Origin of the sequence: Caproiciproducens sp. CPB-2, assembly GCF_036287215.1 — a bacterium.
Taxonomy (GTDB): Bacteria; Bacillota; Clostridia; order Oscillospirales; family Acutalibacteraceae; genus Caproiciproducens.
Genome location: NZ_CP142860.1, coordinates 941,346 through 958,232, shown reverse-complemented (window position 1 = coordinate 958,232; position 16,887 = coordinate 941,346). Strand labels below are relative to the sequence as shown.

At 52.3% G+C, this 16,887-nt stretch carries 14 protein-coding genes; 3 read left to right on the top strand and 11 right to left on the bottom strand.

Annotated features, from left to right (window positions below):
- Positions 1–14: 14 nt before the first annotated feature.
- Positions 15–1,388 carry a citrate/2-methylcitrate synthase gene (locus VXK30_RS04700; protein WP_275712968.1) on the bottom strand — a complete coding sequence of 458 codons (1,374 nt, stop codon included), beginning with the start codon at positions 1,386–1,388 and terminating at the stop codon, positions 15–17.
- A gap of 392 nt (positions 1,389–1,780) precedes the next feature.
- On the opposite strand from VXK30_RS04700, the gene spoIID reads away from it, so the two are divergent.
- On the top strand, positions 1,781–2,851 hold the full coding sequence (gene spoIID, locus VXK30_RS04695) for a stage II sporulation protein D (RefSeq protein WP_275713219.1): 1,071 nt from the start codon (positions 1,781–1,783) through the stop codon (positions 2,849–2,851).
- An 81-nt stretch (positions 2,852–2,932) separates the two neighbouring features.
- Here the strand turns inward: spoIID and VXK30_RS04690 are convergent, their stop codons facing one another.
- The 10 genes from VXK30_RS04690 to VXK30_RS04645 form a co-directional block, all read right to left on the bottom strand.
- Positions 2,933–3,646, bottom strand: coding sequence for an ABC transporter ATP-binding protein (locus VXK30_RS04690; protein ID WP_275712970.1), 714 nt, complete (start codon positions 3,644–3,646; stop codon positions 2,933–2,935).
- Position 3,647: 1 nt separating this feature from the next.
- Positions 3,648–4,409: an ABC transporter ATP-binding protein gene (locus tag VXK30_RS04685; protein ID WP_275712971.1), complete on the bottom strand. Its 762-nt coding sequence runs from the start codon at positions 4,407–4,409 to the stop codon at positions 3,648–3,650.
- A 3-nt stretch (positions 4,410–4,412) separates the two neighbouring features.
- A complete protein-coding gene (locus tag VXK30_RS04680; protein ID WP_442867945.1) occupies positions 4,413–5,438 on the bottom strand; it encodes a branched-chain amino acid ABC transporter permease in 1,026 nt (341 codons plus the stop codon).
- 3 nt (positions 5,439–5,441) lie between these two features.
- Entirely contained in the window at positions 5,442–6,323 is an 882-nt protein-coding gene (locus tag VXK30_RS04675; RefSeq protein WP_275712972.1) for a branched-chain amino acid ABC transporter permease, read from the bottom strand.
- A gap of 119 nt (positions 6,324–6,442) precedes the next feature.
- Positions 6,443–7,627 carry an ABC transporter substrate-binding protein gene (locus tag VXK30_RS04670; RefSeq protein WP_275712973.1) on the bottom strand — a complete coding sequence of 395 codons (1,185 nt, stop codon included), beginning with the start codon at positions 7,625–7,627 and terminating at the stop codon, positions 6,443–6,445.
- A 397-nt stretch (positions 7,628–8,024) separates the two neighbouring features.
- Entirely contained in the window at positions 8,025–9,704 is a 1,680-nt protein-coding gene (locus VXK30_RS04665) for a peptide ABC transporter substrate-binding protein (RefSeq protein ID WP_275712974.1), read from the bottom strand.
- Between the two features lie 76 nt (positions 9,705–9,780).
- The gene (locus VXK30_RS04660) at positions 9,781–10,749 is read right to left on the bottom strand and encodes an ABC transporter ATP-binding protein (protein ID WP_275712975.1); all 969 of its coding nucleotides are present in this window, start codon (positions 10,747–10,749) and stop codon (positions 9,781–9,783) included.
- Positions 10,746–11,756 carry an ABC transporter ATP-binding protein gene (locus VXK30_RS04655; RefSeq protein WP_275712976.1) on the bottom strand — a complete coding sequence of 337 codons (1,011 nt, stop codon included), beginning with the start codon at positions 11,754–11,756 and terminating at the stop codon, positions 10,746–10,748. The genes VXK30_RS04660 and VXK30_RS04655 overlap by 4 nt, the downstream gene beginning before the upstream one ends.
- An 11-nt stretch (positions 11,757–11,767) precedes the next feature.
- On the bottom strand, positions 11,768–12,811 hold the full coding sequence (locus VXK30_RS04650; protein ID WP_275713223.1) for an ABC transporter permease: 1,044 nt from the start codon (positions 12,809–12,811) through the stop codon (positions 11,768–11,770).
- Positions 12,812–12,847: 36 nt separating this feature from the next.
- On the bottom strand, positions 12,848–13,765 hold the full coding sequence (locus VXK30_RS04645; protein WP_275712977.1) for an ABC transporter permease: 918 nt from the start codon (positions 13,763–13,765) through the stop codon (positions 12,848–12,850).
- Between the two features lie 686 nt (positions 13,766–14,451).
- On the opposite strand from VXK30_RS04645, the gene VXK30_RS04640 reads away from it, so the two are divergent.
- Together VXK30_RS04640 and VXK30_RS04635 are read left to right on the top strand one after the other, a co-directional pair.
- Positions 14,452–14,823: an ArsR/SmtB family transcription factor gene (locus VXK30_RS04640; protein ID WP_275712978.1), complete on the top strand. Its 372-nt coding sequence runs from the start codon at positions 14,452–14,454 to the stop codon at positions 14,821–14,823.
- Positions 14,816–16,834, top strand: coding sequence for a heavy metal translocating P-type ATPase (locus VXK30_RS04635; RefSeq protein ID WP_275712979.1), 2,019 nt, complete (start codon positions 14,816–14,818; stop codon positions 16,832–16,834). The genes VXK30_RS04640 and VXK30_RS04635 overlap by 8 nt, the downstream gene beginning before the upstream one ends.
- The last annotated feature ends 53 nt before the right edge of the window (positions 16,835–16,887 follow it).

Genomic DNA, 16,887 nt, shown 5'->3' with positions numbered 1-16,887 from the left:
CTGTCCTTCCAATCTTACTTTGCGTTTCGTTTGTCAAGGGATATGTACGGTTTGCTCTTCGACAGGGAACGATACGCCGGGCGCATGATCCTGCCGCAGGTCTCCATCTCCTCTATGCGGTGGGCGCACCAGCCCGCAATGCGGGAAATCGCAAAAAGCGGCGTAAACAGGTCGCTCGGAATCCCAAGCATCTCGTAAACCAGCCCGGAATAGAAGTCGACATTGGCGGAGATGACCTTCATCTCCCCCTTGACCTTCGCAAAAGCCGCCGGCGCGAGCTTTTCCACCCGCTCGAACAGCTCGAATTTCTGAAGCATATCCCTTTCCTCGGCCATTTTGCGGGCTTTTGTCTTCAGGATGACCGCGCGCGGGTCGGAAAGCGTATAAACCGCGTGCCCCATGCCGTAAATCAGGCCGGAGTGGTCGCAGGCTTCCCCGCGGACGATTTTCTCAAGGTAATTTCCGAGCTCCGTTTCGTCCTCCCAGTTACGCACATTCTCCATGATCTCGTTCATCATCATCATGACCCTGTGGTTGGCGCCGCCGTGCTTGGGGCCTTTCAGGGAACCGATCGCGGCCGCGATGGCGGAATAAATATCCGTGCCGGTGGAGGAAAGCACGCGCGCGGTAAAGGTGGAGTTGTTGCCGCCGCCGTGCTCCGCGTGGAGAATCAGGCACAGGTCGAGCAGCTTTGCCTCCTCATCGGTGAACATGCGGTCGGGACGGATCGCGTTTAAGATGGCCTGCGCCGTGGAATGGGAAGGGTCAATGGGATGGAAGTACATGCTCTGCTTGTCAAAATGACGGCGCTTCACCTGATAGGCATACGTCATGATGGTGGGCATCCGCGCAATCAGCTGGATGGCCTGGCGCATGTTATTCTGGAGGGAGGTGTCGTCCGGATTGTCGTCGTAGGAATACAGGGCCAGCACGGAACGCGCCAGCTTATTCATAATATTCTTGGACGGCGCCTTGATAATCATATCTTCCGCAAAATATTCCGGAAGCTCGCGGTAGCTGTTCAGGGTTTTACAGAAGGTCTGCAGCTGCTGCGCGTTCGGCAGCTCGCCGAAAAGCAGAAGCCAAGCGACTTCCTCATACCCGAAACGCTTTTCCGCAAGGCATCCTTCCACGATCTCCCGAAGGTCGATCCCGCGGTAGGTAAGCTTGCCCTCGTCCGGGATGCGCTCGCCGTCCGCAATTAAATAGCCGTGTACGTTACAGATCGTGGTAAGGCCCGCCATGACGCCCGTGCCGTCCGGGTTGCGCAGGCCGCGCTTGACCTGATATAATTCAAATTTGTCCTGCGGAATTTTATTATTTGCCCTGAACTCGTCACACAGGCTCTTCAGGCCCGGATTGTCCTGTTCAAGTACAATTTCTGCCATATCAGCACACCATTTCCCCACGCAAATTCAATAAAAAAAGCCGTCCCGCTCCGCATGGAAGAACCGACGGCGACGCCAATATCTCCTATCAACACTTTCGTATATAATATATATCACCGCGAAATCAAAGTCAAGTAACCTCGCATTGCAGAATCACTGATTTTGCAGCAAAAATATTTAAGAATTTCATTTTTATGTCAAATTCCGCCTTCAATGAAATATATTTATAATTTTATGAATAATCTTTAATATGCTCATGTAAAATGTAATACGGTAGCTTTCCTGTTCAGAAAACGGACCAGCCAAACCGTGATAGGCCGCTGAGCTTTCCCGTGCAAAATTCAGCCGCTTATCAGCCGATTGGATACTGCACGGAGGAATGGTGGTTGAAAATGAAAGGCAAAACCTTACTGGGACTTCTGCTTTTTCTGATAATGTTCCTGATCCCGTTTTTATCCGTAGGTGCGAAAATTCCGGACAAGACAGACAAGCCGAGCTCCAGGAGTTCCTCGTCCGCCGTACAGTCCGGCCAGCAGCCGCAGGCAAAACCGCAGTCCCAGCCCGTATCCCAGACACCGCAAAGCAGCGCGCCCGCAGCCCGGAATACGGCCCAGTTTAAGATACTCGATACCAAGAGCAATCAGGTTCTGACGGTGAACGACCGGGATTTCCTCTACGGCGCGATCGTCACCGAAATGTCCCCCGAATCCCAGCCGGAAGCGCTGAAAGCGCAGGGCGTCGCCGCGTATACCTATTACAGCCGTCTGCGTACACAGGAAAGGGCCAACCCCACGGCCGCGCTGAAGGGCGCGGATTTCTCCGCGGACACACAGGGGTGGCAGATTTACGTCAGCAAAGCGCAGATGCAGGAGCGCTGGGGAACCAAGTTCGACGAATACTACAACAAGCTTACGCAGGTGGTAAACGCCGTATACGGGCAGGTGCTCAAAAGCGGGAATGATCTTGCCGACGCGACCTACTACGCCATTTCTTCCGGCAGGACGGAAACCTCCGAGGACATCTGGGGCGGGAAGCGCAGCTATCTGGTCTCCGTCGCAAGCCCCGGGGATGTATTCGCCGGCGGGTACCAGACCACGGTCACGCTCAGTGCCGACCAGTTCAAAGCGGCGGCCCTGAAAGCCGCGCCGAAGGCGAGCTTTGGAACGGACGCGGCCAAATGGGTCGGCGCCGTCAGCCGCACCGCCGCGGGTTCCGTGAAAACCATACAAATCGGCGGGGTCTCCGTAACGGGAAACGACGCGCGCAACGCGTTCGGGCTGCGTTCGGCAAACTTCACCCTTACCTGCAAGGACAATGTTTTTACCTTTGTGGTAAAAGGATACGGACACGGCGTCGGGATGAGCCAGGTGGGCGCGGATTACATGGCTTCGCAGGGATTGACCTACAAACAGATTCTGGCGTGGTATTATCCCACCACCTCGCTTACGGCGACCGCTGCATAATGAGCATGGAAAAACCCGCATTTGTCCAATTCCCGATTTCCGCGTACAAAAAGGGGCTGCCGCGGCAGCCCCTTTTTTACATCAGCCGCCCAGATAAGCCTTGCGGACCTTCTCATCATTCGCAAGCTCATCCGCGTCGCCTTCCATGGCGATCGCGCCCGTTTCCAGAACGTAGGCGCGGTTGGCGATTTCCAGCGCCTTCTTCGCGTTTTGCTCGACCAGCAGGACGGTGACGCCCGACTGGTTTACGTCCCGGATAATGCTGAATATCTCGTTCACCAGAAGCGGGGAAAGGCCCATGGACGGTTCGTCCAGCAGAAGCATTTTCGGATTGCACATCAGCGCGCGCCCGATCGCGAGCATCTGCTGTTCCCCGCCGCTGAGGGTACCGGCGATCTGTCTGCGGCGTTCTTTCAGCCGGGGCAGGCGCTCAAACAGCTTTTCAAAGTCGTCCTCGATTTTATCGCCGTCATTGCGGATATACGCGCCCATCTCCAGATTTTCAAGCACGGTCATTTTGGAAAAAATACGTCTTCCCTCCGGAACCTGAGCCAGCCCGAGCTTAATAATCTTATGGGGCTCCGTCGTACGCAGATCGTTGCCCATAAAGGTGATCTCGCCGTTCTTCGGCTTGATAAGTCCGGAAATGGAATGAAGCGTCGTGGTTTTTCCGGCGCCGTTCGCGCCGATCAGGGTAACGATTTCCCCCTCCTGCACTTCAAACGAAATATTTTTAATGGCATGGATGGACCCGTAGAAAACGTCCAGATTTTTTACCGACAGCATAACTCCCATATCACTCACCTCCAAGATACGCGGCGATCACTTTCGGATCGTTGCGCACCGTTTCCGCGGTACCTTCCGCGATGATCCTGCCGTAGTCCAGAACCACAATATGTTCGCAGATTCCCATGACGAAGTTCATGTCGTGCTCAATCAGCAGGATCGCAACGTTGAATTTATCACGGATCAGCATGATGGTTTCCATCAGCTCCATGGTCTCGGTCGGGTTCATGCCGGCCGCGGGCTCGTCAAGGAGCAGGACCTTCGGATTGGTCGCGAGCGCGCGGGCAATTTCCAGCTTGCGCTGCTTGCCGTAGGGAAGGTTTTTCGCCAGATCGTGCGCATGCTCGTCGAGGCTGAAGACCTGTAAAAGCTCGTGCGCGCGTTTGGAAACCGCCTTCTCCTCCTTACGGTAGGAGGGGAGGCGGAACATCCCCGCCAGAACGGAGTACTTCATCTGGCTGTTCATCGCGATCTTTACGTTGTCAATCACGGTGGCATCCTTGAACAAGCGGATATTCTGAAAAGTTCTCGCAATCCCGTTCTGAGTGATCTGATAGGTCTTTTTGCCGACGATGTTGTTTCCGTCAAGCTCAATCACGCCCTCCGTCGGCATATAAACGTCGGTCAGCAGGTTGAAAACGGTGGTTTTTCCCGCTCCGTTCGGTCCGATCAGGCCGATAATTTCCCCTTCGTTGATGGAGAAATGCACATCCTCAAGGGCCTGAAGGCCGCCGAAAGCAATTCCAAGATTTTTGGTTTCCAGTACAGACATCGGTTAGCCCTCCTTATTCGAAGCCGGGTCCTGCTTTTTCCCTTTTACGGCGCCTTTGATTTTATCCGCTGTTTTCATCAGCGAAAATTCGCTGCGGCCCAGCAGACCGGTAGGACGGAACAGCATCACGCAGATCAGCACGACGGAGTAAAGCAGCATACGGTAGCTGGCAAACCCGCGCAGCGCCTCCGGCAGAACGGTAAGCACGCCCGCGGAAATAATGGAGCCCGTAATCGAGCCCATACCGCCCAGCACAACCATTACGAGAATTTCCACCGAACGGTTGAAGTCGAACTTCGACGGGTCGATCAGACCGATCTGGTGCGCGTAAAGGCCGCCCGCCACACCGGCAAAGAACGCCGCCAGAATAAACGCAAGCAGCTTGTAATAGGTGGTGTTGATGCCCGAGGCCTCCGCGGCAATTTCATCCTCGCGAATGGAAATGACGGCGCGGCCGTGGCGGGAAGTCCCGAAAGTAAAGCTGATAAAGATGGTCAGGACGGCGATGAAGAACATATAGGTAAACATCGCCGTCAGGTTATGGCGAGAGTTCAGGGAGTCGATGCCGTAAAGGCCCTTCGCTCCGTTGGTAATGGTAAGATTGTTGGCGATCACGCGTATGATTTCCCCAAAGCCCAGGGTGATAATCGCCAGATAGTCGCCTTTCAGGCGCAGGGCCGGCACGCCGATGATGACACCGAAAAGCGCCGCGACCAGTCCGCCCAGCACCAGCGCGATAGGGAACGCGACTGGAAGCGGAAGCCCGGAGTGAAGGGTGAACAGGCCCGCGGCGTACGCGCCCACCAGCATGAATCCCGCGTGGCCCAGAACCAGCTGGCCCAGCAGGCCGGTCACAAGGTTCAGGCTGACGGCCATAATGATGTTGATGCACATCATGTTGATAATATCGGAATAATAGCTGTTCACAACGCCCTGGCGGATCAGCATGGTAAAGACCACATACAGAAGAATAACGATTGCCAGATTCACAACGTAAGAAATCTTTTTTCTTCTTGAAATACCCAACATTCGTTACACCTTCTCCCTTGTATTTTTGCCGAGCAGACCCGCGGGCTTTACCAGCAGGACGATAATCAGGATTCCGAATACCACGGCATCCGTCAGGTTGCTGCTGATATAGGCGTTCGTCAGGCTTTCGGCGACGCCCAGCAGGTAGCCGCCCAGCATGGCGCCGGGGATGCTGCCGATTCCGCCGAGCACGGCGGCGACAAACGCCTTCAGGCCCAGCAGACCGCCCATAATCGGCTTAATCTGCGGATATGTGTTGCAGTAGAGCACCGCGCCCGCGGAAGCCAAAGCCGAGCCGATGCCAAATGTAAAGGCAATGGTGGTGTTTGTGTTGATGCCCATCAGCTTAGCGGCGCCCGCGTCTTCAGAGGTCGCGCGCATCGCCTTGCCGATCTTCATCTTGCTGACCATAAGCTGCAGCCCCGCCATCATGACGACGGATACCAGAATGTTCAGGACCGTGGACGAGGTAATCTGCAGTTCGCCGATCTGCAGCGGGCTGAAGGAAAACATTTTCGGCATTGATTTCGCGTCCGAACCAAACAGCAGCTGGAAAAGGTTCTGCAGAAAGATGCTGACGCCAATCGCCGTAATCAGCAGAGAAATTCTGGGTGCGTCCCGGACCAGAAGCCTGTGGTATGCTACGCGCTCAATCACGACGCCGATAAGCCCGCAGAAAAGAATCGAACCCAGCACCGCAAGCCACAGGGGAAGATTCATCATAATCAAGATAACAAATACGACATAAGCGCCTACCATAATGATATCGCCGTGCGCAAAGTTGATCAGCTGTACGATACCATAAACCATACTGTAGCCCAGAGCGACCAGCGCGTAAATACTGCCGATGCCCAGGCCATTGATGATTTGCGAAAAGAAATCCATAAACCGCACCCTCCTGCATTTAATTGAAACACTGATATTGTCCGCAGAAAACCCGAAAAGAGGGCGAATTTCTTCACCCTCTTTTCCCCTTTTGATTCCTAAAATAGAATGGGGTAAACTTACTTTTTAAAGTTCTCTACAAATTTGTATTTTCCGTCCGCAATGGTCGTAATGACAGCTTCTCTGACCGGGTTGCGGTTTTCGTCAAATGTGGTGTTGCCGGTAAGGCCCTTGTACTCAATGCCCTTGAGCGCTTCGACAATCTTGTCGGAATCCGTGGAACCGGCCTTTTCGATCGCGGCGGCCATCATGCCCATGGCATCATAGCCCAGAACGGCAAACATGTTTGCATCCGCGCCGTAGGACTCCTTGTAGGTTTTCAGGAAAGCCTGCAGATCGGGATCGGAGCTTTCAGCGGAGTACTGGCTGCAGAAATAGCAGTCCTTCACAGCGTCGAGGTTGCTCTTGTCAATCTTCTCGAGAACGCCGTCCCAGCCGTCCGCGCCAAGGAGTTTTGCGCTCAGGCCGATATCCTTCGCCTGTACGGCGATCAGCGCTACGTCGGAATAATAAACCGGAACCATAACGACATCGGGGTTTCCGGCCTTAATCTTTGTAAGCTGTGATTTGAAATCAACGCTGCCGCTCTGATAGGCTTCTTTGTTGGTAATGGTCATGCCGGCTTCTTTCGCAGCAGCTTCAAAAGCATTTGCAACGCCGGTGGAATAGTCGTCGCCGTTATCATAGATGATGGCGGCGGTTTTTGCGCCGAGCTTCTGAGCCGCATAGGCAGCCATCAGTTCACCCTGGAACGGATCGATAAAGCAGGCGCGGAAGATATTGTCGCCGGCCTTTGTAATGTCCGCCGCGGTGCCGGTAGCCGTAATCATCGGCAGGCCGTCTTTTACAGCCTTCTGCGCAACGGCAATGGTCGGTTTAGAGGTAACGTCGCCAACCAGCGCGACAACCTTATCGTCCTGTACAAGCTTGTTGTAAGCATTGACAGCCTCGATTGCATCGCCCTTTTCATCGTAGGAGATGTATTCAATCTGCTTTCCAAGAACGCCGCCGGCTTTATTGATCTTATCTACAGCCAGCTTAACGCCGTTATTTGTGGCAATACCGTAAACGGATACGTTCCCGGTCAGCGGTGCAAGTCCGCCGATTTTAATTGTCTCACCAGCCGCAGCGGCACTGCCCGCAGCCGCAGAATCCGTGTTCCCGCCTCCCTGAGCACAGCCTGTTGCAGAAGCAGAAAGCATTACAGCTGCCAAAACAGCTGCCAATAAACGCTTTTTCATCATGTTTTACCTCCCAAGTAAAATAGTCTCTTCGCATTTTTATACTACAAGCCGAGCTGCCGAAACAACCCCGCTTTATGCCCTGACCTTAATATTCTAATGTTTTTGATTATACTACTGATGAAACATATTTGCAACTGCATATTTACAATTATTCGTTTTATTTTATAAAATCGTAAAAATTAACAGTTTTTATTTGCTTTTTAAACTTCCGTCGTATATAAATGAAATATCGAATTACTAATATTGCAAATCCATTGGCTAACTATCGCTTTAAACCAGTAAAATTTTGTTTTGGTGCAGTGAAGCATACCCGCTTCATTCATATCCGAATAAAATTGTATAAAAAAGGCGCTTCCCAAGCGGAAAGCGCCTTTTGTTTGATTCTGTTTTTGAAAAATTATTCTGCCGTCGTGTACATGAAGAAGTCGAAACCGAGCGGAGACTCGTAGAAGTTCTTCAGGTTTTCGTTTATCAGATACGGATGCGTGTAGAAGAACAGCGGAGCAATGCCCATATCATCCATCAGAATCTTTTCCGCATCGTGCAGAGCGGGCATTCTGACAGAGTTGTCGTCGGTGGACAGCGCCTTCTTAATCAGTTCGTCATACTGTTTGTTGCTGTATTTACCGCTGTTGTTAGCATCGCCGGTAACCCACAGCGTCAGGTAGGAAATCGGATCGTTGTAGTCGGCGAGCCAGCCGTGACGGGCAATGCTGAAATTACCTTTATTACGGGTATCTACAAAGACAGACCATTCCTGAGCGGACAGGGTCGCGTTGATGCCAAGCTCCGTTTTCCACATATTCTGCAGGGCCTCGGCAACGGACTGGTGCTTGGAAGAAGTATTGAAGATATATTCGAAAGTCGGGAAACCTTTTCCGTCCGGATAACCGGCTTCCGCCAGCAGCTTCTTGGCTTCGGCTACATTCTTTTCATAATCTTCGGGCTTTACGGAATAGTATCCGCCGCCCACATCGTGGAACTGCTTGGATTCATCCTGATCCGTTACGCCGGTGGAAACCATGGCGTCGGCAGGGATTTCGCCGCCCTTTGTAACCTTTTCCACAAGGTAGTTGCGGTCAATGGCGAGAGAAAGGGCTTTTCTCACCTTCGGGTTGTCAAAAGGAGCTTTCTGAGTATTATAACAAACCAGATAGGTGCCCAGCTGGTTGATGGTGTGATAATCGGGCTTATCCTTCCATGCGGCGATCTCATCCACAGGGAACTGATAAGCGAACTGGATTTCATTGTTCTGATAGGCGGCCAGCTGTGCGGCGTCGTCCTCAATCAGGACAAACTTCAGCGTATCGTTCGTAATGCTGTCTTTATCATAGTAATTCGGGTTCTTGACATACGTCATGCTCTCTTTGTGGCTCCAGTCCTTGAGCATGTAGGAACCGTTGCTGACATAGGTTGCGGGATCCTGTGTCCACTGGTCGCCCTTGGCCTCAATGATGTCTTTTCTGACAGGCATGTAGGTCGGGAAGGTGAACAGCTCCATAATATATGCGCAGGGTGCTTCCAAAGTGATTTCCAGCGTCTTGTCGTCCTTGGCTACAATGCCCAGGTCGGAAGGAGCGTAAACGGAACCGTCCGCTTTCTTCTCGCCGCTGCTGATCTTGGTGGCGTTTTTGATCGGATCAAAAATGCTGACGTATTCAGAAGCTGTTTTCGGATCCACGCCTCTCTGCCACGCGTAAACGAAATCACCCGCCGTTACGGCTTTGCCGTCGGACCACTTGATGTCGTCGCGCAGGGTAACCGTATAGGTGAGGTGGTCGTCGCTTACCTTAATGTCCTTTGCCTGTCCGTTGACAATCTTTCCGTCCTTGTCATGCTTTGTCAAACCTTCAAAAGCATGGAGGATCAGGGTACCGCCGTCTACCGTCTGGTTATGGACAGGGTCGATCGTCGCCGGTTCCGGCCCGATGCATACCGTAAGGGTTTTTGCTTCTGCGCCGCCGTTGCTGGCGGGCGTTGACTCCGTTCCGGATGCTTCCCCGCCTCCGCCGCAGCCGGCAAAAGCGGAAACCATCATCGCCATCGCAAGAACGAGAGCAACAATTTTCTTTTTCATTAAAAATCCCTCCAATTTCTTTCTTATTTTCTCTTCAATAAATATTATTTCAATTTGCAACGCAAATTAAAACCTGTTAAAACTCCCCGATACGATGGCAGGCCGCAAAATGGCCCGTTTCATATTCCTTGAATTCCGGCACCTCAGCCGCGCACTGTTCCGTCGCGTACGGGCAGCGGGTTCTGAAGCGGCAGCCGGAAGGAGGATTCAGCGGGCTGGGCACGTCGCCCTCCAGCACAATTCTTTTTTTCGCGCGGCTCATCTCCGGGTCCGGAATCGGAATCGCGGAAAGAAGGCTTTGCGTGTAAGGATGGATCGGGTGGTCATAGAGCGAATCGCTATCCGCAAGCTCGACGAGCTTTCCCAGATACATGACCCCGATCCGGTTGCTGATATGCTTTACAATCGCAAGATCGTGGGCAATAAACAGATAGGTCAGGCCAAGCTCCTGCTGTAAATCCTCAAACATATTGACGACCTGCGCCTGTATGGAAACATCCAGCGCGGAAATCGGTTCGTCGCAAACAATAAATTCCGGATTCACCGCCAGCGCGCGCGCAATCCCGATTCTCTGGCGCTGACCGCCGGAAAATTCATGGGGATAGCGGTTTGCGTGCTCGGAATTCAGACCCACCCTCTCCAGCAGGGAAAGGATTCTGTCGTTACGCTCCTTGCGGCTGGAAGCCAGATTGTGGATATCGATCGGCTCGCCGACAATGTCGCCGACCGTCATGCGGGCGTCCAGAGACGCGTAAGGGTCCTGAAAAACGATCTGCATCTTTTTACGGTAAGGGGCAAAGTCCACATGTGTGACATCCTCCCCGTTATAGATGATTTTTCCCCCGGTCGGCTCATACAGCCGCAATATGGTTCTGCCGGTCGTTGTCTTTCCGCAGCCGCTTTCTCCAACCAGCCCTAAGGTCTCTCCCTTATTGATATAAAAGCTGACATCATCAACAGCCTGCACATAATTTGTCTTGAATATACCTCCGCTTACCGGAAAATATTGCTGAAGATGCTGAACTTCCAACAGCTTTTCGCTCATTTTGTGTTTCCCTCCCCGGCTTTTTCAAACTGCTCTTTCTGCAAGAGCCAGCAGGCACTTTTGTGGCCCGGAGAAATCTCGGTAAACTCCGGCATCTGCCTGAGGCAGATTTTCATGCACCGGCTGCAGCGGGAGGCAAACGGGCATCCGTCCGGCGGGTTCAGAAGGTCAATGGTGGTTCCCTCGATCGGAATCAGCCTTTCGTGTCCCTGCTCGTGGATCTTCGGGACGGAGTTCAAAAGGCCGACCGTATAGCAGTGCTTTGGATTATAAAAAATATCGTCCGTACTGCCGATTTCAACGATCTTGCCGGCGTACATGACCGCAATACGGTCACAAACGTCGGAAACGACGCCCAAATCGTGTGTAATCAGGATAATCGACATGTTTATTTTCTTTTTCAGTTCCACCATCAGTTCCAGAATCTGCGCCTGAATGGTAACGTCAAGCGCCGTGGTGGGTTCGTCGGCAATCAGCAGCTTCGGCTCGCACGCCAGCGCCATGGCGATCATCACCCTCTGGCGCATACCGCCCGAAAATTCGTGCGGATACTGCTTCATGCGTTTTTCCGGCTCGTTCATACCGACCAGACTCAAAAGTTCGATAGCCCTCGCCTTGCACTCCGCCCTGTTTTTGTCGGTGTGCAGACGAAGCATTTCGGTAAGCTGGCTTCCAATGGTATAGACCGGGTTCAGAGAGGTCATCGGGTCCTGGAAAATGATGCTGACTTCACTGCCGCGCATTTTCCGGAACTCTTTCTCTTTCATTTTTTCAATATGGTGTCCGTTGAACTCGACGGTGCCGCCCACGACTTTGCCGGGCTCGGCAATGATTCCCATCAGGGTGTAGGCGGAAACGCTTTTTCCGCTTCCGGACTCTCCAACGATTCCAAGCACCTCGCCGTGGTCAAGCGTATAGGATACGCCGCTGACGGCCTTTACCTCTCCGGCGGGGGTAAAAAAGGAAACTTGAAGATTTTCTATATCAAGCAAACAATTTGAACTCATTTTCAAATCTCCTATCTCTTAAGCTTCGGATCAAACGCATCTCTCAGGCCGTCACCGAAGAGATTGAAGGACAGAATAATCAAACTGATTGCAACTGCCGGGACGATCAGACGATAGGCATAAGACGTGATTCCGTCAATGGCGGATGAAGCCAGCGAACCAAGACTCGCCATCGGCGCGGCAACACCCAGTCCCAAAAAGCTCAGGAACGCTTCCGTGAAAATCGCGGAAGGGATCTGGAGGGTCGTCGTAACGATCAAAGTACCGATACAGTTGGGGATCAGGTGCCTGCGGATAATTCTTCCGTTTGAGGCGCCCAGCGCCTTGGCCGCCGTAACAAATTCCTGTTCCTTCAGCGACATGACCTGTCCGCGCACGATACGGGCCATGCCGACCCAGTACAGCAGGCTGAAGGTAATAAAAATACTGATCAGCCCGACGCCGACTTTCTGCAGGCCCGCGAAAGCGGGATTGGTTGCAAACAGCATATTCAGCGGCTCTTTCAGCGAAACCTGAAGCAGAATGATAATCAGAATATCCGGTATCGAATATATAATATCCACAATTCTCATCATAATTAAATCGACCTTGCCGCCGAAGAATCCGGCGACCGCGCCGTAGATGCTGCCGATCAAAAGGACCAGCGCGCTGGCAATCAAGCCGACCAGAAGAGAGATTCTGGCGCCGACCATTACGCGGATTCCCAGATCACGGCCGAATTTATCGGTGCCGAAAATGTGGGGGAATACTTTTTCGCCGGCGTCCATTCTCTGGATCTCGCTCTGGGAATACTGCATCGGCGTCAAATCTTCGCTCCCGCGGATCTGCTGGTCATACTGATACGGGTAAAAATTAGGAACAATAAACGCAAAGACCAGAACGATCAAAATAACAACCATTGCGGCCATGGCCACTTTATTTTTACGAAAGCGCTGTATCGCGTCTTTCCAGTAAGTTGTGCTTTCGCGCATGACATCGAGCTGCGCTTTCTCTTCAGAGCTGGCAGGCAGAAAATCTTCCGCATTGAGCTGCAAGCTGAAAGGATTCTTCTTCATTTTTATTTCTTCCATTGCTGTGCTTTCCCGCCTTTCTTACTTTAACTTAATTCTGGGATCGACCAGTTTGTAACAAATGTCTACGACGACATTCATTAAAACCAGCAGCACCGCAAGAAAAATAGTCGTACTCATAACCATGGGGTAGTCGCGCCCGCTGATGCAGTTGATAAATTCGCGGCCAAGGCCGGGAATATTGAAGATTTTTTCAACAACAAAGCTGCCCGAAACAGTATAGGCAAGCAGCGGACCCACATAAGTGATAATCGGGATAATCGCGTTTCTCAGAGCATGCTTGAACAGCATGGAGAATTTGCTTACGCCTTTCGCCTTCGCCGTGCGTATGTAGTCCTGATTGAGCGCGTCCAGCATACTGGAACGCATCAGGCGCGTAATATACGCCATGGGATAAAACGCCAGCGTGGTGACCGGCAGAATATAATGCAGAGGAGTTTTCAGCCCCATGGTCGGCAGCCAATGCAGGTTTACGCCGAAGGTCATCATCAGAAACGTGGCAACCACAAAGGAGGGCACCGCGATACCGAGCGTTGAAATAACCATCAGAAGGCTGTCAGCCCATTTGCCCCTGTTCAGAGCGGCCACGGAACCCATGACAAGCCCTAAAAACAGCGCGACAAGGATCGAAATTCCGCCAAGCCGGGCGGAAACGGGAAAAGTCGATAAAATAATGTCGTTAGCCGTCCGGCCTTTCTGCTTCAGAGAAATACCGAAGTCCCCGTGCAGCAGATTGTTCATATAGTTCCCATATTGCACATACAGTGGTTTGTCCAGTCCGTACTTGACCTTCATCGCCTGTGTCGTCGCCGGCGAAACCGCTTTCTCACTTAAAAACGGGCCCCCGGGTATCATGTTCATTAATGCAAAGGTGATGACGGAAATCAGAAAAATCGTCAAAAGCGCATAGGCGATACGCTTTATCACATAGTTTGTCACTACAGCCACTCCTTAAAATTCCTGTTTGCAGAAGGCAATGTCATATTTCATGCATCATAATGAATATGACCGGGTATCCTAAAAGGAATACAATACGGAATTATATCACAAATATGCCCTTAATTCAACACAGTCTATCATTTACCTTCATACGCCTATGTAGGACACACCCTTGTCCGGATGTGCCCTACATGCCATATCTTATTTTGTTATTATATCAATTTTTGATTCAGAATACAAGTTAATTATGTGGAATAGTCTTAAATATTCTGATTTTTTGCATATTTTTTTTCCGGATATTCAAAAAACAGGCCGGTGGAAATGGATCGGTCGCTGCGGCACAGCTTCTCTTCTCCCATAATTTGGAATTTTATTCTTGATCGGCCCTTATCCGTAAAATCAGGAGCTTACCGCATCAAAACGACCGGTATACGGCAGATTGCGCCTGCATGCGCGTTTTGTACATAGATTCCCCGGAGCGTAGAAAAGATCATGGAAAGCGGAGTTTGTAAAAAATATACGGAACAGGCCACCGACAAGGAATACGTAAGGCCGGAAATTTCAGGAAACCCGGCGGGTATTTGCAAATATTTTTTATTTTTAAAAATCTATTGCATAAACCGTTGAATCGGAATATAATAGAACAAACAAATGAATATATGTTCATATGAACAGGAGTGATTATAATGGAAGAAATAACCGACTTATGCGAAGAAAAATGCATTCACCCCAATCTTGTTGAAAATACACTCCACAGCATGCCCGATCTGGATACACTGTTCGCCCTTGCGGAATTGTTTAAGGTCTTTGGCGATACCACCAGAGTCCGCATCATCTGCGCGCTGTTTGAAAACGAGCTGTGTGTCTGCGATATCGCGGAAGTATTGGGCATGGGCCAGTCCGCCATTTCCCATCAGCTCCGCCTTCTGCGCAATGCCCACCTTGTGCGGGTAAGACGCGAAGGAAAGTCCTCTTTCTACTCCCTTGACGACGACCATGTCCGTCTGCTGTTTGAACAGGGCTTAAACCACGTAAAGGAGGAAAACCCGCATGCATGAATACGAGAATGAACAACGGGAGCCCCTGTGCTCCTGCTGTGCACACGAACACCATGAACACGAGGAGTGTCATGAGCAGGAACACGACCATGACAGCCACGGCGATCAAAAAGCCCAGCCTCCTTTAGCCTCCTGCGGATGCGGATGCAGCCACTGTGAAAGAGAAGAAAACGAAGAAGAAGAAAACTCGAACCGATTTAAAATAGAAATCATATCTTCTCTGCTGTTCTTTGCGGCGGGCTTTCTTTCGGAACATATTTTTCAGGCTCCGCCGCTGATCCAGGGAATCCTGTTCGGTCTGTCAGTTGTTTTATCCGGCTGGCGCGTATTCAGAAGCGGCTGGCGTTCCCTTTTGAAGCTCAGAATGGATGAAACCACGCTGATGGCGGTCGCGGTGATCGCCGCCTTCTGCCTCGGGCAGTACCTGGAGGCGGCAATGGTCGCCATCCTGTATCAGCTGGGAGAAATGATTGAAGACAAGGCGATCGATAATTCCCGCGAAAGCATCGGCAAACTCGCAGAAATCCGTGCGGATACTGCGCGGAGAATCCGGGACGGAAAAGAAGCGATTGTTCCCGCGCAGGAGGTGCAGGTCGGGGACACCATCGCGGTCTATCCCTTCGAGCGGGTCCCGCTGGACGGCACCGTCCTTTCGGGGACCTCCACACTGAACGCTTCCGCGCTGACGGGAGAGAGTATTCCTATCGACGCCTCCGCCGGTTCCGAGGTCCTGTCGGGCATGATGAACGAACAGGGCCCCCTGACAGTTGAAGTAACGCACGACCTTCAGAATTCCGCCGCCTCCCGGATCATTGCCATGGTGGAATCCGCCGCCGCACGAAAGGGCAGGGCGGAAAAGCTGATCACCCGCTTTGCGGAAATCTACACCCCGCTGGTGATGGTGCTGGCCGTCCTGCTGATGGTTCTTCCCCCTCTGTTTGGACTGGGAGAGTTTCGTGTCTGGCTTTACCGCGCGCTGGTCTTTCTGGTAGCCTCCTGCCCATGCGCGCTGGTCATCTCGGTTCCGCTCGGGTTCTACGCCGGGATCGGCGCCGAAAGCAAAAACGGCGTCTTAATCAAAGGCGGCAGGTTTTTAGAGGCTCTTGCACTGGCCGACGCGGTTGTATTCGATAAAACAGGAACTCTGACCAGCGGCGAACTGAAGCTGAGCAAGGTGAACGCTCTGGGCAGTCTGGACAAAGCCGAACTTCTGCGGATCGCGGCCTCCGCTGAGCAGTACAGCTCCCACCCCGCCGCGAAAGCGGTGATAAAGGCTGCTGCCGGCGCGGAGCTTCTGCCCGCCGAGCAGGCTGAAGAAATTCCCGGCAACGGCGTTATCGCGGTGATGGACGGTAAAAAAGTTATCTGCGGCCGCAGAAATCTTTTGGAAGAGAATGGACTGAATATGGAAAACTTCTCCCCCGCCTCCATTTTTATTGCGGTTGACGGCGTCGTAGAAGGCAGCATAGAGCTGAGCGACACCGTGAAACCCGATTCCGCAGAGGGAATCGGGCTGCTGAAAAAAATCGGCCTGAAGCGGATCGTCATGCTGACCGGGGACAACGAAAGCTCCGCGGCCGCGGCCGCGGGGGATTGCGGAATTACGGAGTACCACGCCGGACTGCTTCCGGAAAATAAAGTATCCATTATGGAAAGCATCCGCACAGAGACCGGAAAGACCATCTTCGTCGGCGACGGCATCAACGACGCCCCGGTACTGGCCGCGTCCGACTGCGGGGTCGCCATGGGGCTTGGCACCGACGCGGCGATCGAAGCCTCCGACGTTGTACTTACGCTGGATAAACCCTCCAAACTGGCGCCCGCCATCCGGATCGCGCGCCGCGCGATGGGGATCATCCGCTTCAATATTGCCTTTGCGCTTGCCTGCAAAGCACTGGTGCTTGTCCTCGCCGCTCTCGGCTACTCCTCCATGTGGATGGCCGTATTCGCGGACATGGGCGTCTGCATCATTTCCGTTATCAACGCGACAAGGATTTTGAAATTCCGTTAATTGTACAACTTCCTATTGTCAAAATGACAAAACAGCCTTCCGTTCAAGCTGAA

Coding starts and splice junctions, on each gene's coding strand:
- VXK30_RS04700 (WP_275712968.1), bottom strand. CDS start 1,388: ATGGCAGAAATTGTACTTGAACAGGACAATCCGGGCCTGAAGAGCCTG.
- spoIID (WP_275713219.1), top strand. CDS start 1,781: ATGAAAGGCAAAACCTTACTGGGACTTCTGCTTTTTCTGATAATGTTC.
- VXK30_RS04690 (WP_275712970.1), bottom strand. CDS start 3,646: ATGGGAGTTATGCTGTCGGTAAAAAATCTGGACGTTTTCTACGGGTCC.
- VXK30_RS04685 (WP_275712971.1), bottom strand. CDS start 4,409: ATGTCTGTACTGGAAACCAAAAATCTTGGAATTGCTTTCGGCGGCCTT.
- VXK30_RS04680 (WP_442867945.1), bottom strand. CDS start 5,438: ATGTTGGGTATTTCAAGAAGAAAAAAGATTTCTTACGTTGTGAATCTG.
- VXK30_RS04675 (WP_275712972.1), bottom strand. CDS start 6,323: ATGGATTTCTTTTCGCAAATCATCAATGGCCTGGGCATCGGCAGTATT.
- VXK30_RS04670 (WP_275712973.1), bottom strand. CDS start 7,627: ATGATGAAAAAGCGTTTATTGGCAGCTGTTTTGGCAGCTGTAATGCTT.
- VXK30_RS04665 (WP_275712974.1), bottom strand. CDS start 9,704: ATGAAAAAGAAAATTGTTGCTCTCGTTCTTGCGATGGCGATGATGGTT.
- VXK30_RS04660 (WP_275712975.1), bottom strand. CDS start 10,749: ATGAGCGAAAAGCTGTTGGAAGTTCAGCATCTTCAGCAATATTTTCCG.
- VXK30_RS04655 (WP_275712976.1), bottom strand. CDS start 11,756: ATGAGTTCAAATTGTTTGCTTGATATAGAAAATCTTCAAGTTTCCTTT.
- VXK30_RS04650 (WP_275713223.1), bottom strand. CDS start 12,811: ATGAAGAAGAATCCTTTCAGCTTGCAGCTCAATGCGGAAGATTTTCTG.
- VXK30_RS04640 (WP_275712978.1), top strand. CDS start 14,452: ATGGAAGAAATAACCGACTTATGCGAAGAAAAATGCATTCACCCCAAT.
- VXK30_RS04635 (WP_275712979.1), top strand. CDS start 14,816: ATGCATGAATACGAGAATGAACAACGGGAGCCCCTGTGCTCCTGCTGT.